Annotated in this window: 26 protein-coding genes and 2 pseudogenes; 11 read left to right on the forward strand and 17 right to left on the reverse strand. The window is 65.3% G+C overall.

Annotation, left to right across the window (positions count from 1 at the left end; all coding sequences use genetic code 11):
• Positions 1 to 27 precede the first annotated feature (27 nt).
• Complete coding sequence (def, locus tag BMX04_RS04480; RefSeq protein ID WP_074785181.1) at positions 28 to 522, reverse strand: peptide deformylase; 495 nt, start codon at positions 520 to 522, stop codon at positions 28 to 30.
• Positions 519 to 1,037, reverse strand: a complete 519-nt coding sequence (gene def, locus BMX04_RS04485) for a peptide deformylase (protein ID WP_074785182.1) — start codon at positions 1,035 to 1,037, stop codon at positions 519 to 521. The genes def (BMX04_RS04480) and def (BMX04_RS04485) overlap by 4 nt, the downstream gene beginning before the upstream one ends.
• A 96-nt stretch (positions 1,038 to 1,133) precedes the next feature.
• On the opposite strand from def (BMX04_RS04485), the gene BMX04_RS04490 reads away from it, so the two are divergent.
• A complete protein-coding gene (locus tag BMX04_RS04490) occupies positions 1,134 to 2,306 on the forward strand; it encodes a MalY/PatB family protein (protein ID WP_074785183.1) in 1,173 nt (390 codons plus the stop codon).
• Positions 2,307 to 2,391: 85 nt separating this feature from the next.
• Here BMX04_RS04490 and rpsA read toward each other — a convergent pair.
• A pseudogene (rpsA, locus tag BMX04_RS04495) lies at positions 2,392 to 4,104 on the reverse strand (30S ribosomal protein S1); the annotation flags it as partial.
• Between the two features lie 169 nt (positions 4,105 to 4,273).
• A complete protein-coding gene (locus BMX04_RS04500) occupies positions 4,274 to 4,897 on the reverse strand; it encodes a (d)CMP kinase (RefSeq protein ID WP_074785185.1) in 624 nt (207 codons plus the stop codon).
• A 98-nt stretch (positions 4,898 to 4,995) separates the two neighbouring features.
• Between BMX04_RS04500 and BMX04_RS04505 the strand changes: the two genes are divergently transcribed.
• The 3 genes from BMX04_RS04505 to arsC are packed head-to-tail and all read left to right on the forward strand — an operon-like array spanning position 4,996 to position 6,727.
• The gene (locus BMX04_RS04505) at positions 4,996 to 5,334 is read left to right on the forward strand and encodes a DUF952 domain-containing protein (RefSeq protein ID WP_050661650.1); all 339 of its coding nucleotides are present in this window, start codon (positions 4,996 to 4,998) and stop codon (positions 5,332 to 5,334) included.
• On the forward strand, positions 5,331 to 6,389 hold the full coding sequence (locus tag BMX04_RS04510; protein ID WP_074785186.1) for a quinone-dependent dihydroorotate dehydrogenase: 1,059 nt from the start codon (positions 5,331 to 5,333) through the stop codon (positions 6,387 to 6,389). The genes BMX04_RS04505 and BMX04_RS04510 overlap by 4 nt, the downstream gene beginning before the upstream one ends.
• Positions 6,386 to 6,727, forward strand: a complete 342-nt coding sequence (gene arsC, locus BMX04_RS04515; RefSeq protein WP_074785187.1) for an arsenate reductase (glutaredoxin) — start codon at positions 6,386 to 6,388, stop codon at positions 6,725 to 6,727. The genes BMX04_RS04510 and arsC overlap by 4 nt, the downstream gene beginning before the upstream one ends.
• Before the next feature lie 60 nt (positions 6,728 to 6,787).
• On the opposite strand, the gene BMX04_RS04520 is transcribed toward arsC, so the two are convergent.
• The 3 genes and pseudogenes from BMX04_RS04520 to BMX04_RS04530 form a co-directional block, all read right to left on the reverse strand.
• The gene (locus BMX04_RS04520; RefSeq protein ID WP_050661653.1) at positions 6,788 to 7,810 is read right to left on the reverse strand and encodes an aspartate-semialdehyde dehydrogenase; all 1,023 of its coding nucleotides are present in this window, start codon (positions 7,808 to 7,810) and stop codon (positions 6,788 to 6,790) included.
• Between the two features lie 75 nt (positions 7,811 to 7,885).
• Positions 7,886 to 9,080, reverse strand: a pseudogene (locus BMX04_RS19840) (MFS transporter).
• A gap of 28 nt (positions 9,081 to 9,108) precedes the next feature.
• Positions 9,109 to 10,038, reverse strand: coding sequence for a histone deacetylase family protein (locus tag BMX04_RS04530; RefSeq protein ID WP_074785188.1), 930 nt, complete (start codon positions 10,036 to 10,038; stop codon positions 9,109 to 9,111).
• Positions 10,039 to 10,137: 99 nt separating this feature from the next.
• Here BMX04_RS04530 and BMX04_RS04535 point away from each other — a divergent pair, with 99 nt between their 5' ends.
• From BMX04_RS04535 to rlmH, 3 genes are all read left to right on the forward strand, one after another.
• Positions 10,138 to 11,451, forward strand: a complete 1,314-nt coding sequence (locus BMX04_RS04535; RefSeq protein WP_074785189.1) for a mechanosensitive ion channel family protein — start codon at positions 10,138 to 10,140, stop codon at positions 11,449 to 11,451.
• Positions 11,452 to 11,633: 182 nt separating this feature from the next.
• Positions 11,634 to 11,999 carry a ribosome silencing factor gene (gene rsfS, locus BMX04_RS04540; RefSeq protein WP_074785219.1) on the forward strand — a complete coding sequence of 122 codons (366 nt, stop codon included), beginning with the start codon at positions 11,634 to 11,636 and terminating at the stop codon, positions 11,997 to 11,999.
• Positions 12,000 to 12,470: a 23S rRNA (pseudouridine(1915)-N(3))-methyltransferase RlmH gene (gene rlmH, locus BMX04_RS04545; protein WP_074785190.1), complete on the forward strand. Its 471-nt coding sequence runs from the start codon at positions 12,000 to 12,002 to the stop codon at positions 12,468 to 12,470. It abuts the gene before it with no gap.
• A gap of 89 nt (positions 12,471 to 12,559) precedes the next feature.
• Here rlmH and rplT read toward each other — a convergent pair whose 3' ends face one another.
• From rplT to pyk, 4 genes are all read right to left on the reverse strand, one after another.
• Positions 12,560 to 12,925 (reverse strand): 50S ribosomal protein L20, encoded by a 366-nt coding sequence (rplT, locus tag BMX04_RS04550; protein WP_050661658.1) that lies wholly within the window; start codon positions 12,923 to 12,925, stop codon positions 12,560 to 12,562.
• A gap of 21 nt (positions 12,926 to 12,946) precedes the next feature.
• Entirely contained in the window at positions 12,947 to 13,147 is a 201-nt protein-coding gene (rpmI, locus tag BMX04_RS04555; protein WP_050661659.1) for a 50S ribosomal protein L35, read from the reverse strand.
• A 133-nt stretch (positions 13,148 to 13,280) separates the two neighbouring features.
• Positions 13,281 to 13,502 (reverse strand): hypothetical protein, encoded by a 222-nt coding sequence (locus BMX04_RS04560; RefSeq protein WP_074785191.1) that lies wholly within the window; start codon positions 13,500 to 13,502, stop codon positions 13,281 to 13,283.
• A 40-nt stretch (positions 13,503 to 13,542) separates the two neighbouring features.
• The gene (gene pyk / locus BMX04_RS04565) at positions 13,543 to 14,988 is read right to left on the reverse strand and encodes a pyruvate kinase (RefSeq protein ID WP_074785192.1); all 1,446 of its coding nucleotides are present in this window, start codon (positions 14,986 to 14,988) and stop codon (positions 13,543 to 13,545) included.
• Positions 14,989 to 15,116: 128 nt separating this feature from the next.
• Here pyk and BMX04_RS04570 point away from each other — a divergent pair, with 128 nt between their 5' ends.
• The 4 genes from BMX04_RS04570 (at position 15,117) to BMX04_RS04585 (ending at position 18,478) form a co-directional block, all read left to right on the forward strand.
• Positions 15,117 to 15,857 carry an N-formylglutamate amidohydrolase gene (locus BMX04_RS04570; RefSeq protein ID WP_074785193.1) on the forward strand — a complete coding sequence of 247 codons (741 nt, stop codon included), beginning with the start codon at positions 15,117 to 15,119 and terminating at the stop codon, positions 15,855 to 15,857.
• Positions 15,858 to 15,915: 58 nt separating this feature from the next.
• Positions 15,916 to 16,230: a DUF1244 domain-containing protein gene (locus BMX04_RS04575; RefSeq protein WP_050661662.1), complete on the forward strand. Its 315-nt coding sequence runs from the start codon at positions 15,916 to 15,918 to the stop codon at positions 16,228 to 16,230.
• 57 nt (positions 16,231 to 16,287) lie between these two features.
• Entirely contained in the window at positions 16,288 to 16,992 is a 705-nt protein-coding gene (locus BMX04_RS04580) for a glutathione S-transferase family protein (protein ID WP_074785194.1), read from the forward strand.
• Positions 16,993 to 17,104: 112 nt separating this feature from the next.
• Complete coding sequence (locus BMX04_RS04585) at positions 17,105 to 18,478, forward strand: L-serine ammonia-lyase (RefSeq protein ID WP_074785195.1); 1,374 nt, start codon at positions 17,105 to 17,107, stop codon at positions 18,476 to 18,478.
• A gap of 36 nt (positions 18,479 to 18,514) precedes the next feature.
• Here the strand turns inward: BMX04_RS04585 and BMX04_RS04590 are convergent, their stop codons facing one another.
• The 6 genes from BMX04_RS04590 to ispH form a co-directional block, all read right to left on the reverse strand.
• Positions 18,515 to 19,138, reverse strand: a complete 624-nt coding sequence (locus BMX04_RS04590; RefSeq protein WP_074785196.1) for a trimeric intracellular cation channel family protein — start codon at positions 19,136 to 19,138, stop codon at positions 18,515 to 18,517.
• Complete coding sequence (gene rnhA / locus BMX04_RS04595; RefSeq protein WP_074785197.1) at positions 19,135 to 19,602, reverse strand: ribonuclease HI; 468 nt, start codon at positions 19,600 to 19,602, stop codon at positions 19,135 to 19,137. Before rnhA ends, BMX04_RS04590 begins: the two co-directional genes overlap by 4 nt.
• Entirely contained in the window at positions 19,595 to 20,212 is a 618-nt protein-coding gene (locus BMX04_RS04600; RefSeq protein WP_083398080.1) for a glutathione S-transferase family protein, read from the reverse strand. The genes rnhA and BMX04_RS04600 overlap by 8 nt, the downstream gene beginning before the upstream one ends.
• Positions 20,213 to 20,221: 9 nt before the next feature.
• Complete coding sequence (locus tag BMX04_RS04605) at positions 20,222 to 20,677, reverse strand: DUF3429 domain-containing protein (RefSeq protein WP_074785198.1); 456 nt, start codon at positions 20,675 to 20,677, stop codon at positions 20,222 to 20,224.
• 55 nt (positions 20,678 to 20,732) lie between these two features.
• Positions 20,733 to 21,545, reverse strand: a complete 813-nt coding sequence (locus tag BMX04_RS04610) for a hypothetical protein (RefSeq protein WP_074785199.1) — start codon at positions 21,543 to 21,545, stop codon at positions 20,733 to 20,735.
• A 64-nt stretch (positions 21,546 to 21,609) separates the two neighbouring features.
• A complete protein-coding gene (gene ispH, locus BMX04_RS04615; RefSeq protein ID WP_074785200.1) occupies positions 21,610 to 22,560 on the reverse strand; it encodes a 4-hydroxy-3-methylbut-2-enyl diphosphate reductase in 951 nt (316 codons plus the stop codon).
• Positions 22,561 to 22,770 lie beyond the last annotated feature (210 nt).

Raw genomic sequence — 22,770 nt, forward strand, 5'->3', positions numbered from 1 at the left:
TATCCAACCGTGCCAAGGACGATACGCTCAGGCCAGTTTGCGTGCCTTCCGCAACAGCATGTCCCGTTTGACCCGGCCCAGCCGGTCGAAATACATCCGCCCCTGCAGATGGTCGATCTGGTGCTGCACGGATGTGGCCCAGAGCCCGACGAAATCGCGCTCCTCGACCTCGCCTGACGCATTCAGAAACCGCACCGTCACCGCGCGGGGCCGCTCGATCACCGCCGAGACGCCGGGCAGGCACGGGCTGGCCTCCTGATGCTCGCGCAGATGCACGCTGGCGTGCAGGATTTCGGGATTGGCCATGCGCACGACCTGACCGCGGGCCTCGCTGGCATCGACCACCGCCAGCGCCTGCATCTCGCCAAGCTGCGTCGCCGCGAGCCCGACGCCCGGCATCGCCTCCATCACCGCAATCATCTCGTCCCAGATCGCGCGGGTTGCATCGGTGATCGCGCTCACCGGGGCGGCGGCAGTTCGCAGCCGCTTGTCGGGCCAGCGCAGGACCGGGCGCAGGCTCACGCGCGGGCCTGCTCGCGCTTGAGTTTCTGCATGCGCCTTGTGATCATCTGCCGCCGCACCGCGCCCAGATAGTCGATGAAGAGCTTGCCGTTGAGATGGTCGATCTCGTGCTGCACGCAGGTCGCCCAGAGGCCGTCGAAGGTCTCGGCCTGCGCGTTGCCGTCGCGGTCGATCCAGCGGACATCGACAATCTTGGGGCGCGTCACGTCGGCATATTGATCGGGGATCGAGAGGCAGCCTTCCTCATAGACATTGGTCTCATCAGAGCTGGCCACCACCTCGGGGTTGAACATCACCAGCGGGCGCGGCTCCTCGCCCTCGTCCTTGACACAGTCGAGCACGATCAGGCGGCGGGTTACACCGACCTGCGGTGCGGCAAGGCCGATACCCGGCGCGTCATACATGGTTTCCAGCATGTCGTCGGCGAGGCGGCGCAGATCGTCGCTGAGATCGGGCACAGGCTCGCAGACCTTTTTCAGGCGCGGGTCGGGGTGGATGAGGATCGGGCGTTTCATGGCGCTTGATTTAGGGGATCGGCGCGCGATCCGCAACGGTCTTGCACCCGGCGAGCAATCGTCTAGCCTGCGCCGCGACATCCCAAGGAGAGCCCCATGAATTTCGACGAGATCATCGACCGCCGCGGCACAGGAAGTACCAAGTGGGACAGGATGGAGGCTTATGGCGGTGTCTCGCCCGCTGACGGGATTCCGATGTGGGTCGCCGACATGGACTTCCGGGCGGCCGATGTCCTGCAGGACGCGATGCAGAGCCTCATGGACCGCGCCAATTACGGCTATTTCCCCGGCGACGGTGAAATGAACGAAGCGGTTGCGTGGTGGATGAAAGAGCGCCACGGATGGGACGTGGACCCGGGCCACATGTCAAGCACCGCCGGGCTGGGCCATGCCATAGCCCTTATCCTCGAAACCTACACCGACCCCGGCGACGAGGTGATCATCTTCACCCCGGTTTACCACGAGTTCACAAACAAGATCCAACTGACCAACCGCGTCGTCCACGAGTCACCGCTGGTTATCGAGGATGGCATCTACCACATGGATATGGACGCGCTCGAGGCCGGGCTCAGCGGCAACGAGCGAATGATGCTCATCTCCTCGCCGCACAATCCGGCAGGGCGCATCTGGACGTCTGGGGAATTGCGCCAATTGTCCGAGTTTTGCACGCGTCACGATCTCATCATGGTTGCGGACGAAATTCATCACGACCTCGTTTTCCCCGGCCAGACATTCACGCATTTCCTCAATGCCGCCCCCGAGGCTGCGGATCGCACCTTTGTTCTCACCGCCGCGTCGAAAACCTTCAACACCGCCGGCGCGCGCGTCGGGACGGTTACGATTCCCAATCCCGACCTGCGCAAGCGTTTCCGGCAGGCGCTGCTCGAACATCAGACGCAGCCCAATCTCTTGGGGGTCGAGTTGACGCGCGCCGCCTACTCGCCGGGTGGCGCGGCCTGGGTTGATGAACTGGTCGCTTACCTGGACGGCAATCACCGGCTTTTTCTCGATGGGATCGGTCAGATCCCTGCGCTGAAGGCCATGCCGATGCAATCGACATATCTCGCCTGGGTGAACTTTGCCGATACCGGGATGGATATGAAGGAGGTTCTTCGCAGGGTGCATGAGGATGCGCGCCTCGTTCCGTCAGTGGGCGCTGATTTTGGCACCGGAGGCGAAACCTTCCTGCGGTTCAACATCGCCACGCCGCGCGCGCGGGTGGTCGAGGCGGTGGAGCGGCTTCAGGCGGCTTTCGCCGATCTGCAATAGCGCGCCGCGACCAGATATGCCCGCACAGAAAAACGGCCCCGTCGCATCGACGGGGCCGTTTTCATTCTGTCACAGCGTCTGACGCTTACTTGTCGTTGTCGCCCTTGAGCGCCGCGCCAAGGATATCGCCAAGCGATGCACCGGAGTCGGACGAGCCATACTGCTGAACCGCCTCTTTCTCTTCGGCGATCTCGCGGGCCTTGATCGAGAGGCCCAGACGGCGGGTCTTGCTGTCGACGTTGGTGACGCGGACGTCCACCTTGTCGCCGACCGAGAACCGCTCGGGGCGCTGCTCTGCACGGTCACGGCTGAGGTCGGAGCGACGGATGAAGGATTTCATGCCCTCGTATTCCACCTCGACGCCGCCATCCTCGATCGCCGTCACTTCGACGGTGATGATCGAGCCGCGCTTCACGCCACCCACGGCATCGGCGAACTTGTCACCGCCGAGCGCCTTGATCGAGAGCGAGATACGCTCTTTCTCGATATCGACCTCGGAGACGACCGCCTGAACGATGTCGCCTTTCTTGTAGCTCTGGATCGCTTCCTCGCCACGCTCGTCCCAGCTCAGATCGCTGAGATGGACCATGCCGTCGATTTCGCCTTCGAGACCGATGAACAGACCGAATTCGGTGATGTTCTTGACCTCGCCTTCGACTTCGGTGCCGGCGGGGTGGGTCTCGGCAAAGACTTCCCACGGGTTGCGCATGGTCTGCTTGAGGCCAAGGCTGACACGACGCTTGGCGCTGTCGATTTCCAGAACCATGACTTCGACCTCTTGCGAGGTGGAGACGATCTTGCCGGGATGCACGTTCTTCTTGGTCCAGGACATTTCCGAGACGTGAACGAGACCTTCGACACCGGGCTCCAGCTCAACGAAGGCACCGTAATCGGTGATGTTCGTCACGCGGCCGGTATGCACCGATTCGAGCGGGTACTTGGCGGCGACCAGATCCCACGGATCTTCCTGCAGCTGCTTCATGCCGAGGCTGATGCGGTGCGTATCCTTGTTGATCTTGATGACCTGAACCTTGACGGTCTCGCCGATCGTGAGGATTTCCGACGGGTGATTGACGCGGCGCCAGGCCATGTCGGTGACGTGCAGAAGGCCGTCGACCCCGCCCAGGTCCACGAAGGCCCCGTATTCGGTGATGTTCTTGACCACACCGTCGACCGTCTGGCCCTCGGTGAGGTTGGCGATGACCTCGGCGCGCTGTTCGGCGCGGCTTTCTTCCAGGATGGCACGGCGCGACACGACGATATTGCCGCGGCGGCGATCCATCTTGAGGATCTGGAAGGGCTGCTTGAGACCCATGAGCGGGCCAGCGTCACGCACCGGGCGCACATCGACTTGCGAGCCAGGCAGGAAGGCCACGGCACCGCCCAGATCGACGGTAAAGCCACCCTTGACGCGGCCAAAGATCGCGCCTTCAACGCGCTCTTCGTCGGCATAGGCCTTTTCGAGACGGTCCCATGCCTCTTCGCGGCGGGCCATCTCGCGGCTGACCACGGCTTCGCCGCGGGAGTTCTCTGCGGAGCGCAGGAAGACCTCGACCTCGTCGCCGACGGAAATGTCGGGCTGCTCGCCGGGATTCGCGAATTCTTTCAGATCAACGCGGCCTTCCATCTTGTAGCCGACGTCGATGATGGCTTGTCCCGCCTCGATGGCGATGACCTTGCCTTTGACAACCGTGCCCTCATCGGGCGTGTCCATTTCGAAGCTTTCTTCAAGGAGGGCTTCGAAATCCTCCATAGATACGTTCTGAGCCATGTGGTCTCTGGTTTCCTTTGATCGGTTTTCTGGCCGCGCGGTTGTCTCCGCCGGTCTTTGGGGGTTTCATTGGTCAGGCGGGTCACAAAACAAAGAGGGCCGGTGGTGCCGACCCTGCTCGATCTCAATGCTTCGTGGCGGTTTCCGCCTTGTTGACGCGCCGCGTATAGCGGGGGCGGGGGCGTAAATCAAGCGCCTAAAGCGTCCCAAGGCGGGCTTTTGCCCGGTCCACCTCGGCCACTGCCGCCGCGACGGCCTGATCTATGGTCATCTCGGAGGTGTCGAGCCTGAGCGCGTCCGGGGCGGGTTTCAGCGGGGCGGCTGCGCGGGCGCTGTCGCGGGCGTCGCGCTGGCGCAGGTCGTCCATGACCTCGTCGAGCGTGGCCGTGTGGCCGCCGTCGCTCAGTTCCTTGTGCCGCCGCCGGGCGCGTTCTGCGTCCGAGGCGGTGACAAAGAGCTTCACCTCGGCCTCGGGGCAGATTACCGTGCCGATATCGCGGCCATCAAGTACCGCGCCGCCTGCGCGCCGGGCGAAGGCACGCTGGAAATCCAAGAGCGCCTGCCGCACCTCGGGGATTGCGGCGACGCGGCTGGCGGCCTGACTTACATCGGGGGTGCGCAGGTCGTCCGCCTCCAGATCCTCGGCGCGCAGGCTCTGGGCCGCCTCGACCGGATCGAGCCCGGTCAGCACACGCCGCCCGGTGGCACGGTAGAGCAGCCCGGTATCGAGATGCGCAAAGCCGAAATGGCGGCTGAGCGCCCGCCCGATGGTGCCCTTGCCCGCTGCCGCCGGTCCGTCGATTGCTATGGTGAACGCCATGCCTGCCCTCGTCTTGCCTGGACCATCTTGCTAGCCGATCCGGCCCTGCGCCTCAAGCATCGCTTGACGCAGCGGCCCGGGCGCGGCATCACCCGGATATGCTGATTTACAAGATATTCCGTGGCCCCGAATGGGCCGATCTTCGCGCCAAGGGCGAAAGCGCCGGTGCGCCGGTCGATCTCGCCGATGGGTATGTGCATTTCTCGACCGCCGATCAGGCACCCGAGACCGCTGCCAAACATTTCGCAGGCGAGGGCGATCTGATGCTCCTGGCCATCGAGACCGACCGTCTGGGCGAGGCCCTCAGATGGGAGCCGTCGCGCGGTGGCGCGCTCTTCCCGCATCTCTACCGCGAATTGCGGCTGTCTGATGTGGCCTGGGCGCAGCCCTTGCCGCTGGTGGATGGCGTGCATCAGTTCCCGGCGGGTCTGGAATGACCATGCTGGAGCGGCTGGGCCTTGGCCTGCTGCACCGGTTTGATCCGGAAGCCGCGCATGGTCTGGCGCTGCGGGCACTGCGCATGGGGCTGACGCCCAGCGCCGGGCCGGTCACGAGCGCGCGGCTCAGGACCGATCTGGCGGGGCTGCGCCTGCCAAATCCGGTGGGTCTTGCGGCAGGCTTTGACAAGAATGCCAAGGCGCTGGGGCCGCTGAGCCGCGCCGGGTTCGGGTTCATCGAGGTGGGGGCGGTCACGCCGCGCCCGCAGCCCGGCAACCCGCGCCCGCGTCTTTTCAGGCTGACCGAGGATCGCGGGGTCATCAACCGCTTCGGCTTCAACAACGAGGGCATGGAGGCCGCCGCCGCGCGGCTGGCCAATCGCCCGCGCGACGCGGTGATCGGCCTCAATCTGGGGGCCAACAAGGACAGCGACGACCGGGCCGAGGATTTCGCCCGGGTGCTGGCGCATTGCGGCGCGCATCTCGATTTCGCGACGGTCAATGTCAGCAGCCCCAACACCGAAAAGCTGCGCGATCTGCAGGGGGCCGAGGCGCTTATGGGTCTCTTGAAAGGGGTGATGGAGGCGCGCGACTGGCTGCCGCGTCCGATCCCGGTTTTCCTCAAGATCGCGCCGGATTTGAGTGATGCGGAACTGTCGGAGATCGCCGACGTGGCGCGCGCGAGCGGGATCAGCGGCATCATCGCCACCAACACCACGCTGGATCGCGACGGGCTGCGCAGTGACGCGCGCGATCAGGCGGGGGGGCTGTCTGGCCGGCCACTGTTCGAGAATTCGACGCGGGTGCTGGCGCGGCTGTCGCAGCTGACCGGCGGCGAGATGCCGCTGATCGGCGTGGGCGGTGTTGGCTCTGCCGAGGACGCCTATGCCAAGATCCGTGCGGGCGCGCACGCGGTGCAGCTATATTCGGCGCTGGTTTATGAGGGGCTGTCGCTTGTCTCGGACATCGCCAAGGGCCTCGATGCGGCTCTGGAGCGTGACGGCTTCGCTACCGTGGCCGAGGCCGTGGGCACCAAACGAGGGGACTGGCTGTGATCACCTATTGGCACAATCCGCGCTGTTCCAAATCGCGCGCGGGACTTGCGCTACTGGAAGAGCGCGGGGCCGGGGTGAGCGTGCGCCGCTATCTTGAGGATGCACCGACCGAGGCCGAATTGCGCGCCGTGCTGGCGCAGCTGAACGTGGCACCCATCGAGATGATGCGCGCGGGTGAGGCGCGCTTCAAGGCGCTTGGCCTGACCCGTGACAGTGACCCGGAGGCACTGATCGCGGCGATGGCTGCAAACCCGATCCTGATCGAGCGGCCCATTGGTGTGACTGAAGGCAGTGCCGCGATCGGACGCCCGCCCGAAAACCTGCTGTCGCTGCTCTGAGCGCGAAAACGCAAACGGGCGCGCCCGAAGACGCGCCCGATATCTGAGCCTGACCCGTGATCAGCCCTTTTTCAGAACCCTTGCCCCGAGTGTCTCGGCGATCTGCACGGCGTTGAGGGCCGCGCCCTTGCGCAGGTTGTCGCTGACGCACCACAGGTTGATGCCGTTGTCGATGGTCGGGTCCTGCCGGATGCGGCTGATGAAGGTGGCGAAATCGCCGACGCATTCGATGGGCGTGACGTAGCCGCCATCCTCGCGCTTGTCGATCACCATGATGCCGGGGGCCTCGCGCAGGATGTCGCGCGCCTCGGCCTCGTCGAGATGGTCCTCGAACTCGATATTGATCGCCTCGGCATGGCCGACGAAGACCGGCACGCGCACGCAGGTCGCGGTGACCTTGATTTTCGGATCGACGATCTTCTTGGTCTCGGCGACCATCTTCCATTCTTCCTTAGTCTGGCCGTCCTCGAGGAACACGTCGATATGCGGGATCACGTTGAAGGCGATCTGCTTGGGGTAGACCTTGGCCTGATAGTCGTCGGTCGGGTTGTAGACCGCCTTGGTCTGGTCCCACAGCTCGTCGATGCCGTCCTTGCCCGAGCCCGACACCGACTGGTAGGTCGAGACAACCACGCGCTTGATCCGGGCACGGTCATGCAGGGGCTTCAATGCGACCACCATCTGCGCGGTGGAGCAGTTGGGGTTGGCGATGATGTTCTTCTTGGCATAGCCCTCGACCGCCTGCGGGTTAACCTCGGGCACCACGAGCGGCACGTCGGGGTCGTAGCGGTAGAGCGACGAGTTGTCGATCACCACGCAGCCCGCCTTGGCCGCCTTGGGGGCATAGATCTTGGTCGCGTCCGAGCCGATGGCGAAGAGCGCGATATCCCAGCCGGTGAAATCGAACGTGTCGAGATCGAGGGTCTTGAGCGTGCGGTCGCCAAAGCTGACTTCGGTGCCAAGCGAGCGGCGCGACGCGAGTGCGGCGATCTCGTCCACCGGGAACTCGCGTTCGGCGAGGATGTTCAGCATTTCGCGGCCCACATTGCCCGTGGCGCCCACGACGGCGATTCTGTAACCCATGTGTATCATGCCTCCTGATCGGGGTTGCGGTGCGGGTCATACAGGGATTGGTGGGGATGTGAAAGGGGCCGGTTGTCAGCCCATGTTGTCGCGGCTGAAGAGGTAGATCACCAGCCCGGCCAGCAGTGCAACGCCGAACAGCCCGAAGATCGCCACATATCCTGCAAGCGGGCCCGTGGCGGCCGCCGCTGCGTGCAGCGGACCGGAGGCGAATTGCGCGACGCCGACCCCGCCGATGCCAAAGAGATTGAGCAGCGTCACCCCGCGCCCGGCCAGATGTGGCGGGAAAAAGCTGCGGCCATGCGCGATGATCACCGGGAAGGACGCGCCGGAAAAGCCGATGATGGCCAGCAGGGCGATGGAGAGTGCAAGGCTCGTATCCGGCCAGAGCATCAGCGCGCATGTGGCCAGCGCGCAGATCAGGTTGCCGGTGAAGATCACCCATTTTCGGGTCTGGAACAGCCGGTCGAGCGGGCCATAGCTGAGCGTGCCCGCGATCATTGCCAGCCCCATGACCAGCGTCGCCTGTCCCACCTGCCCGGTATCGAGCATGAAGACGTCTGTGAGATACGGCCCGGCCCAGAGCCCGCGCAACGCCGCCGCAGGCGCATAGGCCACGAACATCAGTGGCAGGATTGCCCAGATGGCGGGCATTTTCAGCAGGTCGAGCACCGAGCCGCGCGTTTCGCCGGTGACGGCGTCCGGATCGCGCACGAGGGTCTGAATCCCGAGCGCGATGACCGCCGATATGCCCGCCAGCCCCCAGAGCGCGGCGCGCCAGCCCCCAGAGCGCGGCGCGCCAGCCCATCGTCTCTGCCGCCCAGGCCATCGGGTAGGAGGCCACCAGGTTGCCCACCGATCCCACCCCCAGCATCAAGGCTGCGAGGGTGGCAAAGCGCGCGGGCGGAAACTGTCGCGCGAAGATGTAGTAGGAGGCCATCAGCACCGGCGAGCAGCCCACGCCGATGAGCGCCATCGCAAGGCTGACATGCAGCGGCGTCGTTGCCAGCGCAAAGAGCGCCGCGCCGCCGCCCCCGCCCACCAGCAGAAGCACCGCCGCCGTGCGGCGCGGGCCGACCCGGTCAAGCGCCCATCCCACCGGCAATTGCATCGCCGCGAAGATCACGAACCACAGCCCCGAGGCAAAGGCGAGATCGTCCGGCGTGGTGCCGATATCGCGCGCCAATGGCCCGCTGAGCACCGCAAGGAAGGCGCGAAAGAACTGGCTCAGCACATAGGCGAGGCAGAGCAGGGCAAGGCCGGCACGCATGGATGAGGGTCCTTATCGGGGGCCGCGCTCAGGCGCCGCCACGCTTGATCAGCACATCGACATGCGCCGCCGAGCTCTCGGCCAGGGCATAGAGGTTATAGCCGCCCTCCAGACAGCTGACGAGGCGGCCACCGCAGAGATCATCCGCCAGATCGCAGAGCCGGTCGGTGATCCAGGTGAAATCGTCCGTCTCCAGCGTCAGTTCCGCCAGCGGGTCATCGCGATGCGCGTCGAACCCGGCGGAGACGAGGATCAGATCGGGCTTGAAGGCGCGCAGGCGGGGAAAGACCGTGTCCTCATAGGCGCGGCGGAACGCGGTGCTGCCCGAGCGCGGCGCGAGCGGCACGTTTAGGATGGTGTCATGCGGCCCGGTCTCATCCGGGGCGCCGGTGCCGGGCCAGAGCGGATATTGATGCGACGAGACGAAGAGCGCGCGCGGCTCGTCCTCGAGCAGGTCCTGCGTGCCGTTGCCGTGATGCACATCGAAATCCACCACCGCGACACGGCCCAGCCCGTGATGATCGAGCGCATATTTCGCCGCCGCCGCGACATTGCCGAAGAGGCAAAAGCCCATCGGGGTTTCACGCTCGGCATGGTGGCCGGGCGGACGGGTGGCGACAAAGGCGTTATGCGCCTCGCCCGACAGCACCAGATCGACGCCGCGGATCGCGCCACCGGCACCGCGATGCGCCGCCGCAAGGCTGCCTGGCGACATCCATGTGTCGGCATCCAGCTGCACGAGTCCGTCGGCAGGGGCTGCGGCGCGGATCGTCTCGACATAACTTTTTGGATGGACCCGCAGCAGATCGTCCTCGGCCACCAGCGGGGCGGTGACGCGCAGAAGGTCCTTTTCAACCAGCGCCGCCAGAACCCGCTCCAGCCGGGCCACCTGTTCGGGATGGCCCTCGGGCGGTTCATGCCCCAGGCAATCGGGATGGGTGATCAGGGCAGTGGTCATGGCGCTCCTCCGTCTTTGATCGGGTGAACAGAACCGGATTTTCCCGCCTTGTCCAGTGCAGCCTTGTGGGCGCGCGGGGGGCATGCCACTCTGTCTAGTATGGAAGGTGATGCCGTCACGTTGACACAGGATATCGCGCTCGGGCTTTGGGCGCAGTTGGAACTGTTCCTGCGCAGCCTGCTGCGCCCGTGGAATGCCTATCAGATCGCGATTGCGGTCGGCCTCTTCGGGCTGGCGCATGTCCTCAATGCCCTGCTTGGCCCGATCTGCCGCGAGTGGATGCGGCAGCGCGAGGGCTGGCCGAAATGGCGCATGCGCCTGCTGGTCATGCTGCACCGGCGCTTGCGGCTGATCTTTTTCGTGATGCTGATCTGGCCCCTGGTCTGGCTGATGCAGACCTATACCTGGCCCAGCCGGTCCTACCTGCTGACGATCTTTGCCGAACTTGCCCTTGCATGGCTGATGATCGCCGTCGTGACACGGCTGATCGGCAACAGTGTCCTGCGGGCGCTGGTGCGCTATGCGGCCTGGGCATGGGTCACGCTCAGCATCCTGGACCTGACCGAAGAGGCGCAAACCCTGCTCGATGGCTGGGCCTTCGAGTTCGGCGAGACGCGGCTGTCGCTCTGGCTGATCGTGCAGGCGGTGATCGTGATCGGCGTGCTTTTTGCAATGGCGCGCTTCATCTCGACAACGAGCGCGGCGCAGGTGCGCAAGAACGCCGATATTTCGCCCTCGATGCAGGTGCTGGTTGTCAAGTTCCTGCAAGTGCTGCTCTACGGGTCCGCGTTCTTCATCGGACTGCGCACCGTCGGTGTCGATCTGACCGGCCTTGCGGTCCTGTCGGGGGCGATCGGTGTGGGGCTTGGCTTCGGCCTGCAAAAGGTGGTGTCGAACCTTGTGTCGGGCGTGATCATCCTGCTCGACAAGTCGATCAAGCCCGGCGACGTGATCAGCCTGGGCGAGACCTTTGGCTGGATCAATTCCCTGGGTGCGCGCTATGTGTCGATCACCACGCGCGACGGGCGCGAGTATCTTATCCCGAACGAGGATCTGATCACCGGGCAGGTGGTCAACTGGTCGCATTCCAACGATTTCGTGCGGCTCGACATCTATTTCGGCACCGCCTATGGCGACGATCCGCACAAGGTGCGCAAGATCGCCATCGAGGCCGCCAAGAGCGTCGACCGTGTGCTGAGCGTCAAGCCGCCGGTCTGCCATATCGTCGGCTTTGGCGACAGCAGTGTGGATTACATCCTGCGGTTCTGGATTCGCGATCCCACCGGCGGCCTCACCAACATTCGCGGCAATGTCTATCTGGCACTCTGGGACGCGTTCCAGGCCAATGACATTTCCATACCGTTCCCGCAGCGCGAGGTGCGAATGTTGGGCGATCAGGCACAACCTAGGTAAATTCGGCGCATATTCGCGTGTAATCGGCCCTGCCTGCGTTGCGCTTCATTGAAAAGTCATGTTTGTCTTGCTACCTTTGATACATGCCCGGCACCGGGGCTTTGCGGTGCGCCAGAGAGGAGGACTATGTCCTGTCTTTTACAATGCATGCGGCAGGCGCCGCTGAGCAGGGGGCGTATCCGATGACGCCCGTAATGACCGCAGATAGCGAAGCGCAGCTTGCGGCGATCCTTCAATCCCTTTCCGACGACAAGGCCGAGGATGTCGTGCAGATCGACCTGCGGGGCAAGACCGCCATGGGTGATTACATGGTGATCTGTTCGGGCCGGTCGTCGCGGCAGGTCTCGGCGATTGCCGAGAAGCTGGTGGATCGGCTCAAGCAGGAGCACGGCGTTCCGGCCCGCACCGAGGGCAAGGATACCGGCGACTGGGTGCTGATCGACACGGGCGACGTGATCGTCCATGTGTTCCGCCCCGAAGTGCGCGAGTTCTACCAGCTTGAGAAGATGTGGATGCCCATCGGGCAGACGGCAGCGACCCAGGCCTGAATGCGGGTGCATATCTGCGCGGTGGGCCGGTTGCGGACCGGCCCGGAACGCGCATTGATCGACGATTACATCACCCGGTTCGACCGAACGGGGCGGGCGCTGGGCCTTGGCCCGCTCGCCCTGCATGAGGTCGAGGACAAGAAGGGCGGCGGCATGGAGGCCGAGGCCGCCCTGCTGGAGCGCGCGATCCCCAAGGGCGCGGTGATCGTGGCGCTGGATGAGCGCGGCACGGTCCTGTCCTCGCCCGAGTTTTCCGACCGTATCGCCGGATGGCGCGATGCCGGGCGCGGCGATGTGGCGTTTGTCATCGGCGGGGCTGACGGGATTGCGCCGGTGCTGCGTGCGCAAGCCGATGTCGCGCTGTCATTCGGCAAGATGGTCTGGCCACACATGCTCGTCCGGGTGATGCTGAGCGAACAGCTTTACCGTGCCGCCTCGATCCTCGCAGGCAGCCCCTATCACCGGGTGTGATCAACGTGCGTGAGCGTGCAAAATGAAACCGCCGCCCGGGGCATTCCCGAACGGCGGTCTTTTTTCTTGTCCCTCGATGTGCGACCGGCTCAGGAGGCCAGGGCACCCTTGGCCTGATCCACGATCGCGCCGAAGGCGGCGGGCTCGTGCACGGCCAGATCGGCCAGAACCTTGCGGTCCACCTCGACCCCGGCCAGGGTCAGGCCGTTGATGAAGCGCGAATAGGTCAGTGCCTCATCATGGGCGCGCACGGCAGCGTTGATCCGCTGAATCCACAGCGCGCGGAAATTGCGCTTGCGGTTCTTGCGGTCGCGCGTGGCGTATTGGTTGGCCTTGTCGACGGCCTGTGCGGCCACCTTGAAGGTGTTCTTGCGGCGGCCATAGTAACCTTTGGCGGCCTTGACGACTTTCTTGTGACGGGCGTGGGTAACAACCCCACCTTTGACGCGTGACATCTCTCAAATCCTCCTGAAGGCTTAGCGTGCGTAGGGCATCATCGGCTTGATGATACCTTCGTCGGCTTTGCTGAGCGTGGTGGTGCCACGCGCGTTACGGATGAACTTGTTGCTGCGCTTGATCATGCCATGGCTCTTGCCCGCCTGGGCGGCCACAACACGGCCACTCGCCGTCACCTTGAACCGCTTCTTGCAGCTCGACTTTGTCTTCATCTTGGGCATTTCCGGCTCCTTTTCTAGGTCGGTAGGGCCGCACGACTCGGCATGCCACGTCTGGCCGGTCTGCGGATAGAGCGCGCCGTATACGCGGACACCCTGATTTGTGCAAGGGGCTGACTGCGAAATTCCCGCGCCGTCAGATATAGCGCGCGATCACCTCGATCAGCAGCTTGGGCAACTCCGACAGGCTGTAGCCGCCGGGCTTGTTGCTGAGCGCCCAGAGGATCAGCCCTCCGGCCCCGAGAATGGTGAACATTGCAACCCGCGGAGCGCGCCTGTCAGACACCGCCGAGAGCACCGCGGGAAGAGAGAACACTGCCAGAACCATACCGATAGCCATCGCAAGATCGGGATCCATTACGCACCTCTGAGAAATCGCTTACGTCAATTGCGCAAGCTTACCCCGGATCGGTGGCGTAAATCAAACTTTCCTGACAGGGGGCCACGCGCAGGATGTTTGTGGTGCCCGGCACGTTGAACGGCACGCCCGCAGTGACGACGATCTGATCGGTCTCTTCGGTATAGCCCTCGGCGCGCGCGGCGCGGGCCGCATTGATCACCGCCATCTTGAATCGCGTCAGTTCGCCGGTCATGACCGGATGCACCCCCCATGTCAGCGCAAGACGCCGGGCGGTGCCGCGCAGGCTGGTCAGGCCGATGATCGGCACCTTGGGGCGTTCGCGCGCCGTCAGCAGCGCCGTGGTCCCGGATTCGGTGTAGCAGCAGATCACCTTGATGTCGGTCGTCTCGGCGATCTCGCGGGCGGCGGCGACGATGCCGTCGGCCACGGTCTGCCGGTCGGCGCGGCGGCTGGCCTCGATCACCTCGCGATAGGTCGGGTCGTTTTCGACCTCGCGGGCGACATTGTCCATGGTCTGCACCGCCTCAACCGGGTAATCCCCGGCCGCCGATTCTGCCGACAGCATGATCGCGTCCGAGCCTTCATAGATCGCGGTCGCCACGTCCGAGACCTCGGCGCGGGTCGGCATCGGGCTTTCGATCATCGATTCGAGCATCTGCGTCGCCACGATCACCGGCTTGGCCATGGCGCGGCACTTGCGCACCAGCCGTTTCTGGATCGGCGGCACGTTCTGCACCGGCAGTTCCACGCCGAGATCGCCGCGCGCCACCATGATCCCGTCGCTGACCTCGAGGATGTCGTCAAAGCATTTCACCGCTGCCGGTTTCTCGATCTTCGACAGGATCGCGGCGCGCCCCTTGGTCAGGGTGCGCGCCTCGTTCACGTCCTCGGGGCGCTGCACGAAGCTGAGCGCCAGCCAGTCCACGCCCAGTTCGCAGACGAACTCCAGATCGGCGCGGTCCTTGTCGGACAGCGCCGCGAGCGGCAGCACCACGTCGGGCACGTTCACGCCCTTGCGGTTTGAAATCGTGCCGCCGATCACGACCTCGCACTCGGCGAAATCGGCACCGCAGGCGGTGACGCGCAAGCGGATCTTGCCGTCGTTGACCAGAAGGTCGGCCCCCGGCTCCAGCGCCGCGAAAATCTCGGGGTGGGGCAGGCAGACGCGGCTTGTGTCCCCCTCGGCCTCGTCAAGATCGAGCCGGAACGCCGCGCCCTCGACCAGCTCTTCCTCGCCGCGCGCAAACGTGCCGACGCGCAGTTTCGGCCCCTGAAGATCGGCCAGAATGGCGATCGGGCTGTTCAGGTCCTCTTCGATCTGGCGAATGATGCGATGGCGTTCGGCGATCTCGCCATGTTCGCCATGGCTCATGTTCAGGCGAAAGACATCCGCTCCGGCCTCGTGCAGGGCGCGGATCGTGTCGTAATCCGAAGAGGCGGGGCCAAGCGTGGCCACGATCTTGACGTTGCGGTGGCGTCTCATCTGTGTTCCTTCGTCTCTCGTCGTTCAGGTGCTCATGTTATCGCTAACATCCACGTCCTTCGCCTTATCGCGCAATTCACATTGCCGCACAACTGTCCTAGAGGAAGATGACAGGAAAAACCAACACGATGATGTATCAGCCATATGAAATCGACGGGGCCGGGCGGGGCGCACGCTGGCTCGTGACCTGCGACCACGCGGCCAATACCGTGCCGCCCTTCGTCAATGGCGGCTGCCTTGGCGTGGCCGCTGCCGACATGGCCCGTCACATCGCCTATGACGTGGGCGCGGCGGGGGTGGCGCGGCGGCTGGCGCAGGCGCTCGACGGCCCCGCGATCCTGTCGAATTTCTCACGCCTCGTGATCGACCCGAACCGGGGCGAGGATGATCCCACATTGGTGATGAAGCTCTATGACGGCACCGTGGTCCCGGCCAATCGCCATGCTGATGGGCCCGAGATTGAGCGCCGCCTGAACCGTCTCTACCGGCCCTATCACACCGCGCTGTCGGAGCTTGCAGCGCGGCGCGACGACACGGTGATCGTCTCGATCCACAGCTTCACCCCGCAGTTCAAGGGCCGCCCGCCGCGTCCCTGGCATATCGGGCTCCTCTATGCCGCCGACACGCGGCTTGCACGCCCGCTGCTGGCGCGGCTGCGGGAGGAGCCCGATCTTTGCGTTGGCGATAACGAGCCCTATGGCGGGCATCTGCCCGGCGATGCCATCGCGCGCCACGCCATCGCCCATGAACGGCCCAATGTTCTGATCGAGCTGCGCAACGACTTGATCGAGACGCCCGCGCAACAGGCGGCATGGGCCGCGCGCCTTGCCCCCATCCTGACCGAAGTCGCAGGCAAGGTCGGCGTCTGACGCCCTTGCGCCACGGTGAAACACGCTTACTCTTGAGCGAAGACAGAGGAGATACATCATGGACGACCAGACCCGGATCGAACTCGAAGCTGCCGCGTTCCGCACCCTGCGCGCGCATCTGATGGAAAAGCGCACCGATGTGCAGAATATCGACATGATGAACCTCGCGGGCTTTTGCCGCAACTGCCTGAGCCGCTGGTATCAGGAGGCCGCCCATGCCCGCGACATCGAGATGACCAAGGACGAGGCGCGCGAAATCTTCTACGGCATGCCCTATGACCAGTGGAAATCGCACTATCAGGTCGATGCCGATGCCGAGAAGAAAGCAGCGTTCGAGGCTGCCTTTGCGGAAAATGTCGGCAAAAACGGCTAGGGGTTTCTTTTTGGCAAAAATACTCAAATTGCTGCCACCGCAACCGGGGCAGGCGACGTGACTGTGCTCTACCGGCTGCATTATGCGCCCGACAACGCCTCGCTTGTCATCCGCCTCGCGCTGGAGGAACTGGGTGTGGCCTATGAGACCGTGCTGGTCGATCGCCGCGCGCGGGCGCAGAAATCGCCCGCCTATCTGGCGCTTAACCCGGCGGGGCTGATCCCGGTGCTGGAAACGCCGGGTGGCGCGGTGTTCGAGACCGGCGCGATCCTTCTGTGGCTCGCCGACCGGCACGGCGCGCTTGCCGCCGCCCCGGAAGATCCGGCACGCGGGACGCTGCTCAAGTGGCTGTTTTTCCTGTCCAATACCCTGCACCCGGCGATGCGGATGATCTTCTATCCCGATCAATACGCAGGTGCTGATATCGATGCGCAGGCCCGGCTGCGCACCCATATGCAGACCGAGGCTGCGCGCCATCTCGACACATTGGAGGCGGCGGCAACGGCGCATCCCGACCTCTTCAGCGGGGCCAAACCCAGCGTGCTCGGCCTCTATCTCGGCCCGGCCTTGCGCTGGCTGGCGCTCTACCCGGCGGGAGAAACCGGCTGGTTCGATCTTGCCCGCTGGCCGGTGTTGCAGGTGATGGCGCAGGCGTTGGAAACCCGCGCCAGCGCGATTGCCGCCGCCCGCGCCGAGGGGCTGGGCTCTGCGCCCTTTACCGCCCCGACCCCGGCGGACCCGCCGGAGGGCGCGGCGCTCTGATCCGCCCACATGTCAGCGCGCCGCCCTTGAACGGTCGCTTTCGGACAAGTAGCTGTAAGGGGATGCGGGGATAACACCCGCGACCCACCCGCGGCCGAATGGAGCGCGCCATATGTTTCTATCCGTCTTCGATATGTTCAAGGTCGGCATCGGCCCGTCCTCGTCGCACACGATGGGGCCGATGGTGGCCGCCGCGCGGTTTCTCGACCGGATGCGCGCGGAGCCGTTCCACTACGCGGGGCTGCGCGGCTCGCTGCATGGCAGTCTCGCCTTTACGGGCGTGGGGCACGCCAGCGACCGGGCGACGATCCTCGGGCTGGCGGGCTTTCGCCCCGACACCTATGACGCCGAGGCCGCCGAGACCACGCTCGAGCAGATCCGCGAGACCCATACCGTGACGCCGCCGGGCCTGCCGGAGGTGGCGTTCCATCCCAAGGACGACCTGATCTTCGATTTCGGCCCCAATCTGCCGGGCCATGCCAATGGCATGATCCTGATGGCCACCGACGCGCAGGGCGACGTGATCCTGCAAGAGACCTATTATTCCATCGGTGGCGGCTTTGTGATGACCGAAGCCGAACTGGCGGCGGGCCGCAATACCGACGAGGGCGACCCGGTGCCCTACCCGTTCAAGTCGGCGGTCGAGATGCTGGAGATGGCGGAACGTTCGGGCAAGAGCATTGCCGCGATGAAGCGCGCCAACGAGGTGGCGCGTGGCGGACCGGAGAACCTGCGCTCGGGTGTGGCGCGGATCTGGCAGGTGATGGACGACTGTATCGAGCGCGGGCTGAGCACCGACGGCACCCTGCCGGGCGGCTTGGGCGTCAAGCGCCGTGCCAAGGGTATCCGCGACGCGCTGATCGCCGAGCGCGGTACCAACCTGAGCGCGCCGCACAAGATCAACGACTGGATGAGCGCCTATGCCATGGCCGTCAATGAGGAGAACGCCGCCGGTGGGCAGGTGGTGACCGCGCCCACCAACGGGGCTGCGGGCGTCGTGCCTGCGGTGATCAAATACTGGCTGGACCATGTGCCGGGCGCGCATGAGGCCCAGATCGAGGAATTCCTGCTGACGGCGGCGGCGATCGGCGGGCTGGTCAAGTTCAACGCCTCGATCTCGGGGGCCGAGGCGGGCTGTCAGGCCGAGGTGGGCTCTGCCTCTGCCATGGGGGCGGCGGGGCTCGCGGCGGTGCTGGGCGGCACGCCCGCGCAGATCGAGAACGCCGCCGAGATCGCGCTCGAGCATCACCTCGGGATGACTTGCGATCCGGTGCGTGGCCTCGTGCAGGTGCCCTGCATCGAGCGCAACGGGCTGGGCGCGATCAAGGCCGTCTCGGCGGCGTCCCTGGCCCTGCGCGGCGATGGCACTCATCTGGTGCCGCTCGACGCCTGTATCGAGACGATGCGCCAGACCGGCGCGGACATGAGCGAGAAATACAAGGAAACCTCGCTGGGCGGGCTGGCGGTGAACATCCCGAACTGCTGAGCGCGGGGTGACGTTGCGGTTGCGCCCTGCCGGTGCTCACACTCTTGGTGGACGGGCGCGGTAGACCGGCAGCCGCCAGCCGAAGGCGAGCGAGCCTGCGCGCAGGGCCCATGTGAGCGCCGCGCAGATGCCGAGGATCAGCAGCAGATCGTCGGTGATGCGTGCCGCCACCACACCGCCAAGCGCACCCGCAAAGGCCGCCGAGACATAAAGTTCGCCCTGTTTCAGCACCAGCGGCACCTCGCCCACCACCACGTCGCGCATCAGCCCGCCCATGCAGCCGGTGACCATGCCCATCAGCACCACGATCACCGGGCTCTGACTCATCGCCATGGCGGCGCTGACGCCTGCGGGCACCGCAACGGCGAGCGCGAAACTGTCGAGCCACAACAGCCAGCGATAGCGGCTCTCGACCAGATGCGCGGTCACGAAGACCAGCAGGGCTGCGGCGCAGGCGATCAGGATGTAATCCGGGTTGCCCATCCAGAACACCGGATTGCGATCCAGCAGCACATCGCGCAGCGTGCCGCCGCCCACCGCCGTCAGACAGGCGAGAAAGGCAAATCCCACGATATCGAGCTGTTGCCGCGAGGCGACGAGCGCGCCGGTCAGGGCGAAGATCAGAACCGAGGCGTAATCAAGCAGGATGAGCGCGCTCATGCCCCGGATTTGCCCGGCTTGAACGGGGCCATGCCCGCACGCGCCAACTCGTCCGCGCGCTCGTTTTCGGGGTGGCCCGCATGGCCCTTGACCCATTCCCAGTTAACGTTGTGGCGTTTCTGCGCCTCATCCAGGCGCTGCCACAGCTCGACATTCTTCACCGGTTTCTTGGCGGCGGTTTTCCAGCCGTTGCGCTTCCAGCCATGCATCCACCCGGTGATCCCGTTCTTCACATAGGCGCTGTCGGTGACGATGGTGATGGCCGAGGGTTTGCTCAGGGCCTCGAGCGCATGGATCGCGGCCAGAAGCTCCATCCGGTTATTGGTGGTGTCGGCCTCGCCGCCCGAAAGCTCGCGTTCCTTGACGATCTCTTCGCCTGCCATCGCGCGCATCAGCACGCCCCAGCCGCCCGGGCCGGGATTGCCGGAGCAGGCGCCGTCGGTATAGGCGAAGAGATCAGCCATCGCTCAGCCCCACATAGCCCGGCAGCGCCGCCACGCGGGCGCACCATGCGGTGAGGCGCGGGAAGCGGTCCATGTCGAAGCCGCCGCGCGTTCCGGCGGTGTGGGTGTAGGCGTAGAGCGCGATATCGGCGAGCGTGGGCGAGGGGCCGCAGAACCAGTCCTGCCCGTCCAGCGCGTCCTCCATCAGGCCAAGCAGCGTGTGACCCTCGTCGAGCAGCGCCGCCATGCGCTCGGGCGTGGCCTCATGTGCCAGATGCGGATAGGTGGCGAGCGAGGCGCGCACGGCGACGACCGGCTCGTGCCGGTTCTGCTCGAAGAACATCCAGGCGAGCATCTGCGCCTGTTCCAGCGCATTCTCGGGCACCCAGCCGGTGCCCGCGCCCAGATACCACAGGATCGCGTTCGATTCCGTCAGGATCGTGCCGCAGGGCAGGTGCAGCGCGGGCAGCTTGCCGAGCGGCAGATGCCCCGCCGCCTTGGCCTCGGCCAACTCCTGCGTGTTGGTCTCGATCGGCACATGGGTATAGGCCCGCCCTTCGAGCGCCAGCAGAAGCCGCACCTTGTAGCTGTTGCCCGAGGAAGGCATGGAATAAAGCGTCAGATCGGTCATGTTTGGCCCTCAGAGAAAGACGCCGACCGCGAGGCAGGCGATCACCACAGCGCTGAGCAGGAGCCGTAGCGGCATCCACCATGCGGGCGCAAGACCCCAGCGGGCGAATTGCAGATCCAGCAGCAAAAGCCCGGCAAAGCCGAAGATCAGGTTCATTCCTGCCGATGTCGGCCCGCCGCCGGTCATGAAGAAGGCCCAGAGTGCGGGGATCACCGAGAGCGCGTAGCCGGTGGTGGCGAGGGTGCCGGTGGCCCATGCGGCAAAGCCCCAGAGCACACCGGACATGAACGACAGGATCACCGCGCCGTAAAAGAGCATGACATAGGGCCCGGCGAAACGCGGGCCGAGGGTTTGCGCCGTCCACAGGCCAAGGTCGGGGACAAGCACGGTCAGCGCCCCCCAGAGGAAGGGCAGGAGGCCGGCAAGGCCAAGGATCAGCGGTGCGCGCGGGATGGTCTGGAACATGGGCCGCAAACTGGCGCGGTGGCGCGCGGTTGGCAAGGGCGGATGGGGTGCGGGGCTACTTTGTCATCCGCCCGCTCGGCAGGAGGGCCGCATCCGCCACGCTCAGAACGCTGGTGTCGGCGGGAGCAAGGCCCATGCGGCGGCAGACCGCCTCGGATGCGGCATTGCCCGGCTCGACCCCGGTGAAGACCTGCGTGAAGCCGTAGCGGTCCTGCATCCGGATCAGGGCCATTGCTCCGAGAATGAGCGCGAGACGCTCACCGCGCCGGTCGGGATGCGTGGACAGCATCCCCCACCAGCACTGCGCCCTGCCCAGCGTCTGATCAGGATGGACATAGGCCGCCGCTCCGGCGCAGGCGGCCGCGCGCCCCTCTTGATCGCGCGCGATGAGGCCTAGACCGGGCCGCGCCTGCCCGCGCAGCACCGCGCCCGCAGGCGGCAGGACGCCGCAGGCGAGCGCCACCTCGGCCAGCGCGGCGAGCCTCTCGGACGGGGCTTCGGCGTCGATGTATTCGGCTGTCAGGTCATTGGGGAGGGAGTGGTTGCGCAGGATGGCGCGGGCAGTGTCGCGGACCGTCGCACCGCCTTCCCAGCGGGTGTAGACGGTAATCGCGAGGCCCTGCTCGCGCGCTGTCTCGACGTGGCGGGCCAGGTCGGCATTGGGAACGCGGCCGTAGGCGCTGCCGCCTTGCAGCCGGGTGAGCGCGGAGAGCAGGGAGATATCGCCGCTTTCGGGCGTGGCGATGCCGACGGTGCGTCCGTAATAGCTAAAGCGCGGGTCGTCGCGCAGCAGGGCGTAGGCGTATGCACCGCGCGTCAGTAGGGCGCGTTGCGCCTCAGTGCCGAATACCTCTCCTGCCACTGTCATTTGCGCGCCCCTCACCCCTCTGGAGAGGATGACACGCGGCGCGCGGTCGCGCCAGCATTTCGGCTCACGCCGTCTCGCGAAGCACCCTCGGCACCTTGAATTCGACGTTTTCCTGCGCGGTTTCGATCTGTTCGATGGTCACGTCATAGCGCGCGCGGACCGCGTCGATGACCTCGTTGACCAGCACTTCGGGGGCGGACGCCCCTGCGGTGATGCCGATGGAGGTGATGCCGTCTAATGCCCGCCAGTCGATATCGGTCGCGCGCTGGACAAGCTGCGCATAAGCGCATCCGGCACGCGCGCCGACCTCGACCAGACGGCGCGAATTCGACGAGTTGGGCGCGCCAACCACGAGCATCGCCTCGGCCTTTTCGGCCATCGCCTTGACGGCCTCCTGGCGGTTTGTGGTGGCGTAGCAGATATCTTCCTTGTGCGGGCCGACAATGGCGGGAAAGCGCGCGGTCAGGGCGGCGACGATCTCGGCGGTGTCATCGACCGAGAGGGTGGTCTGGGTGACGAATGCGAGTTTCGTCTCGTCGCGCACTTCCAGCGTGGCGACATCGCCGGGTGTTTCGACCAGCAGCACCTCGCCCGGCGGCAATTGCCCCATGGTGCCCACCGTCTCGGGGTGCCCGGCATGGCCGATCATCACGATCTGCAGCCCGTTCTCATGGTGGCGTTCGGCCTCGATATGCACCTTGGAGACCAGCGGGCAGGTGGCATCGACAAAAAACATCTGTCGGGCCGTCGCCTCGGCGGGCACGGATTTCGGCACGCCATGGGCGGAAAAAATCACCGGACGGTCGTCGGGACAGTCGTCGAGTTCCTCGACGAACACCGCGCCCTTGGCGCGCAGATCATCGACCACGTATTTGTTATGCACAATCTCGTGGCGCACATAGACCGGGGCACCATATTTCGCGAGCGCCATCTCCACGATCTTGATCGCGCGGTCCACACCGGCGCAGAAGCCGCGAGGTGCGGCAAGGTAGAGGGTGAGGGGGGGCTTGGTCATGGCGCGTCTCCTGCTTGGTCCAGAGGTAAGGCAGGGGATGCGCGGCGTAAAGGGAGGCGGGGCGAATTGGTGGCCGGGTTGAACGGTTTTGGCCTGGAGCTGCCAAGCAGGTACAGCACCAATGCGCGGAATCAAGGTGCCGCAGGCACCGCCGCGCAGCGCCCGACCGCCCCCTCGGGCGGGCGCTTTTGCAACGTATCAAGCCATTGA

It is taken from the genome of Roseovarius tolerans (assembly GCF_900109855.1).
In the GTDB taxonomy this organism is placed as follows: domain Bacteria; phylum Pseudomonadota; class Alphaproteobacteria; order Rhodobacterales; family Rhodobacteraceae; genus Roseovarius; species Roseovarius tolerans.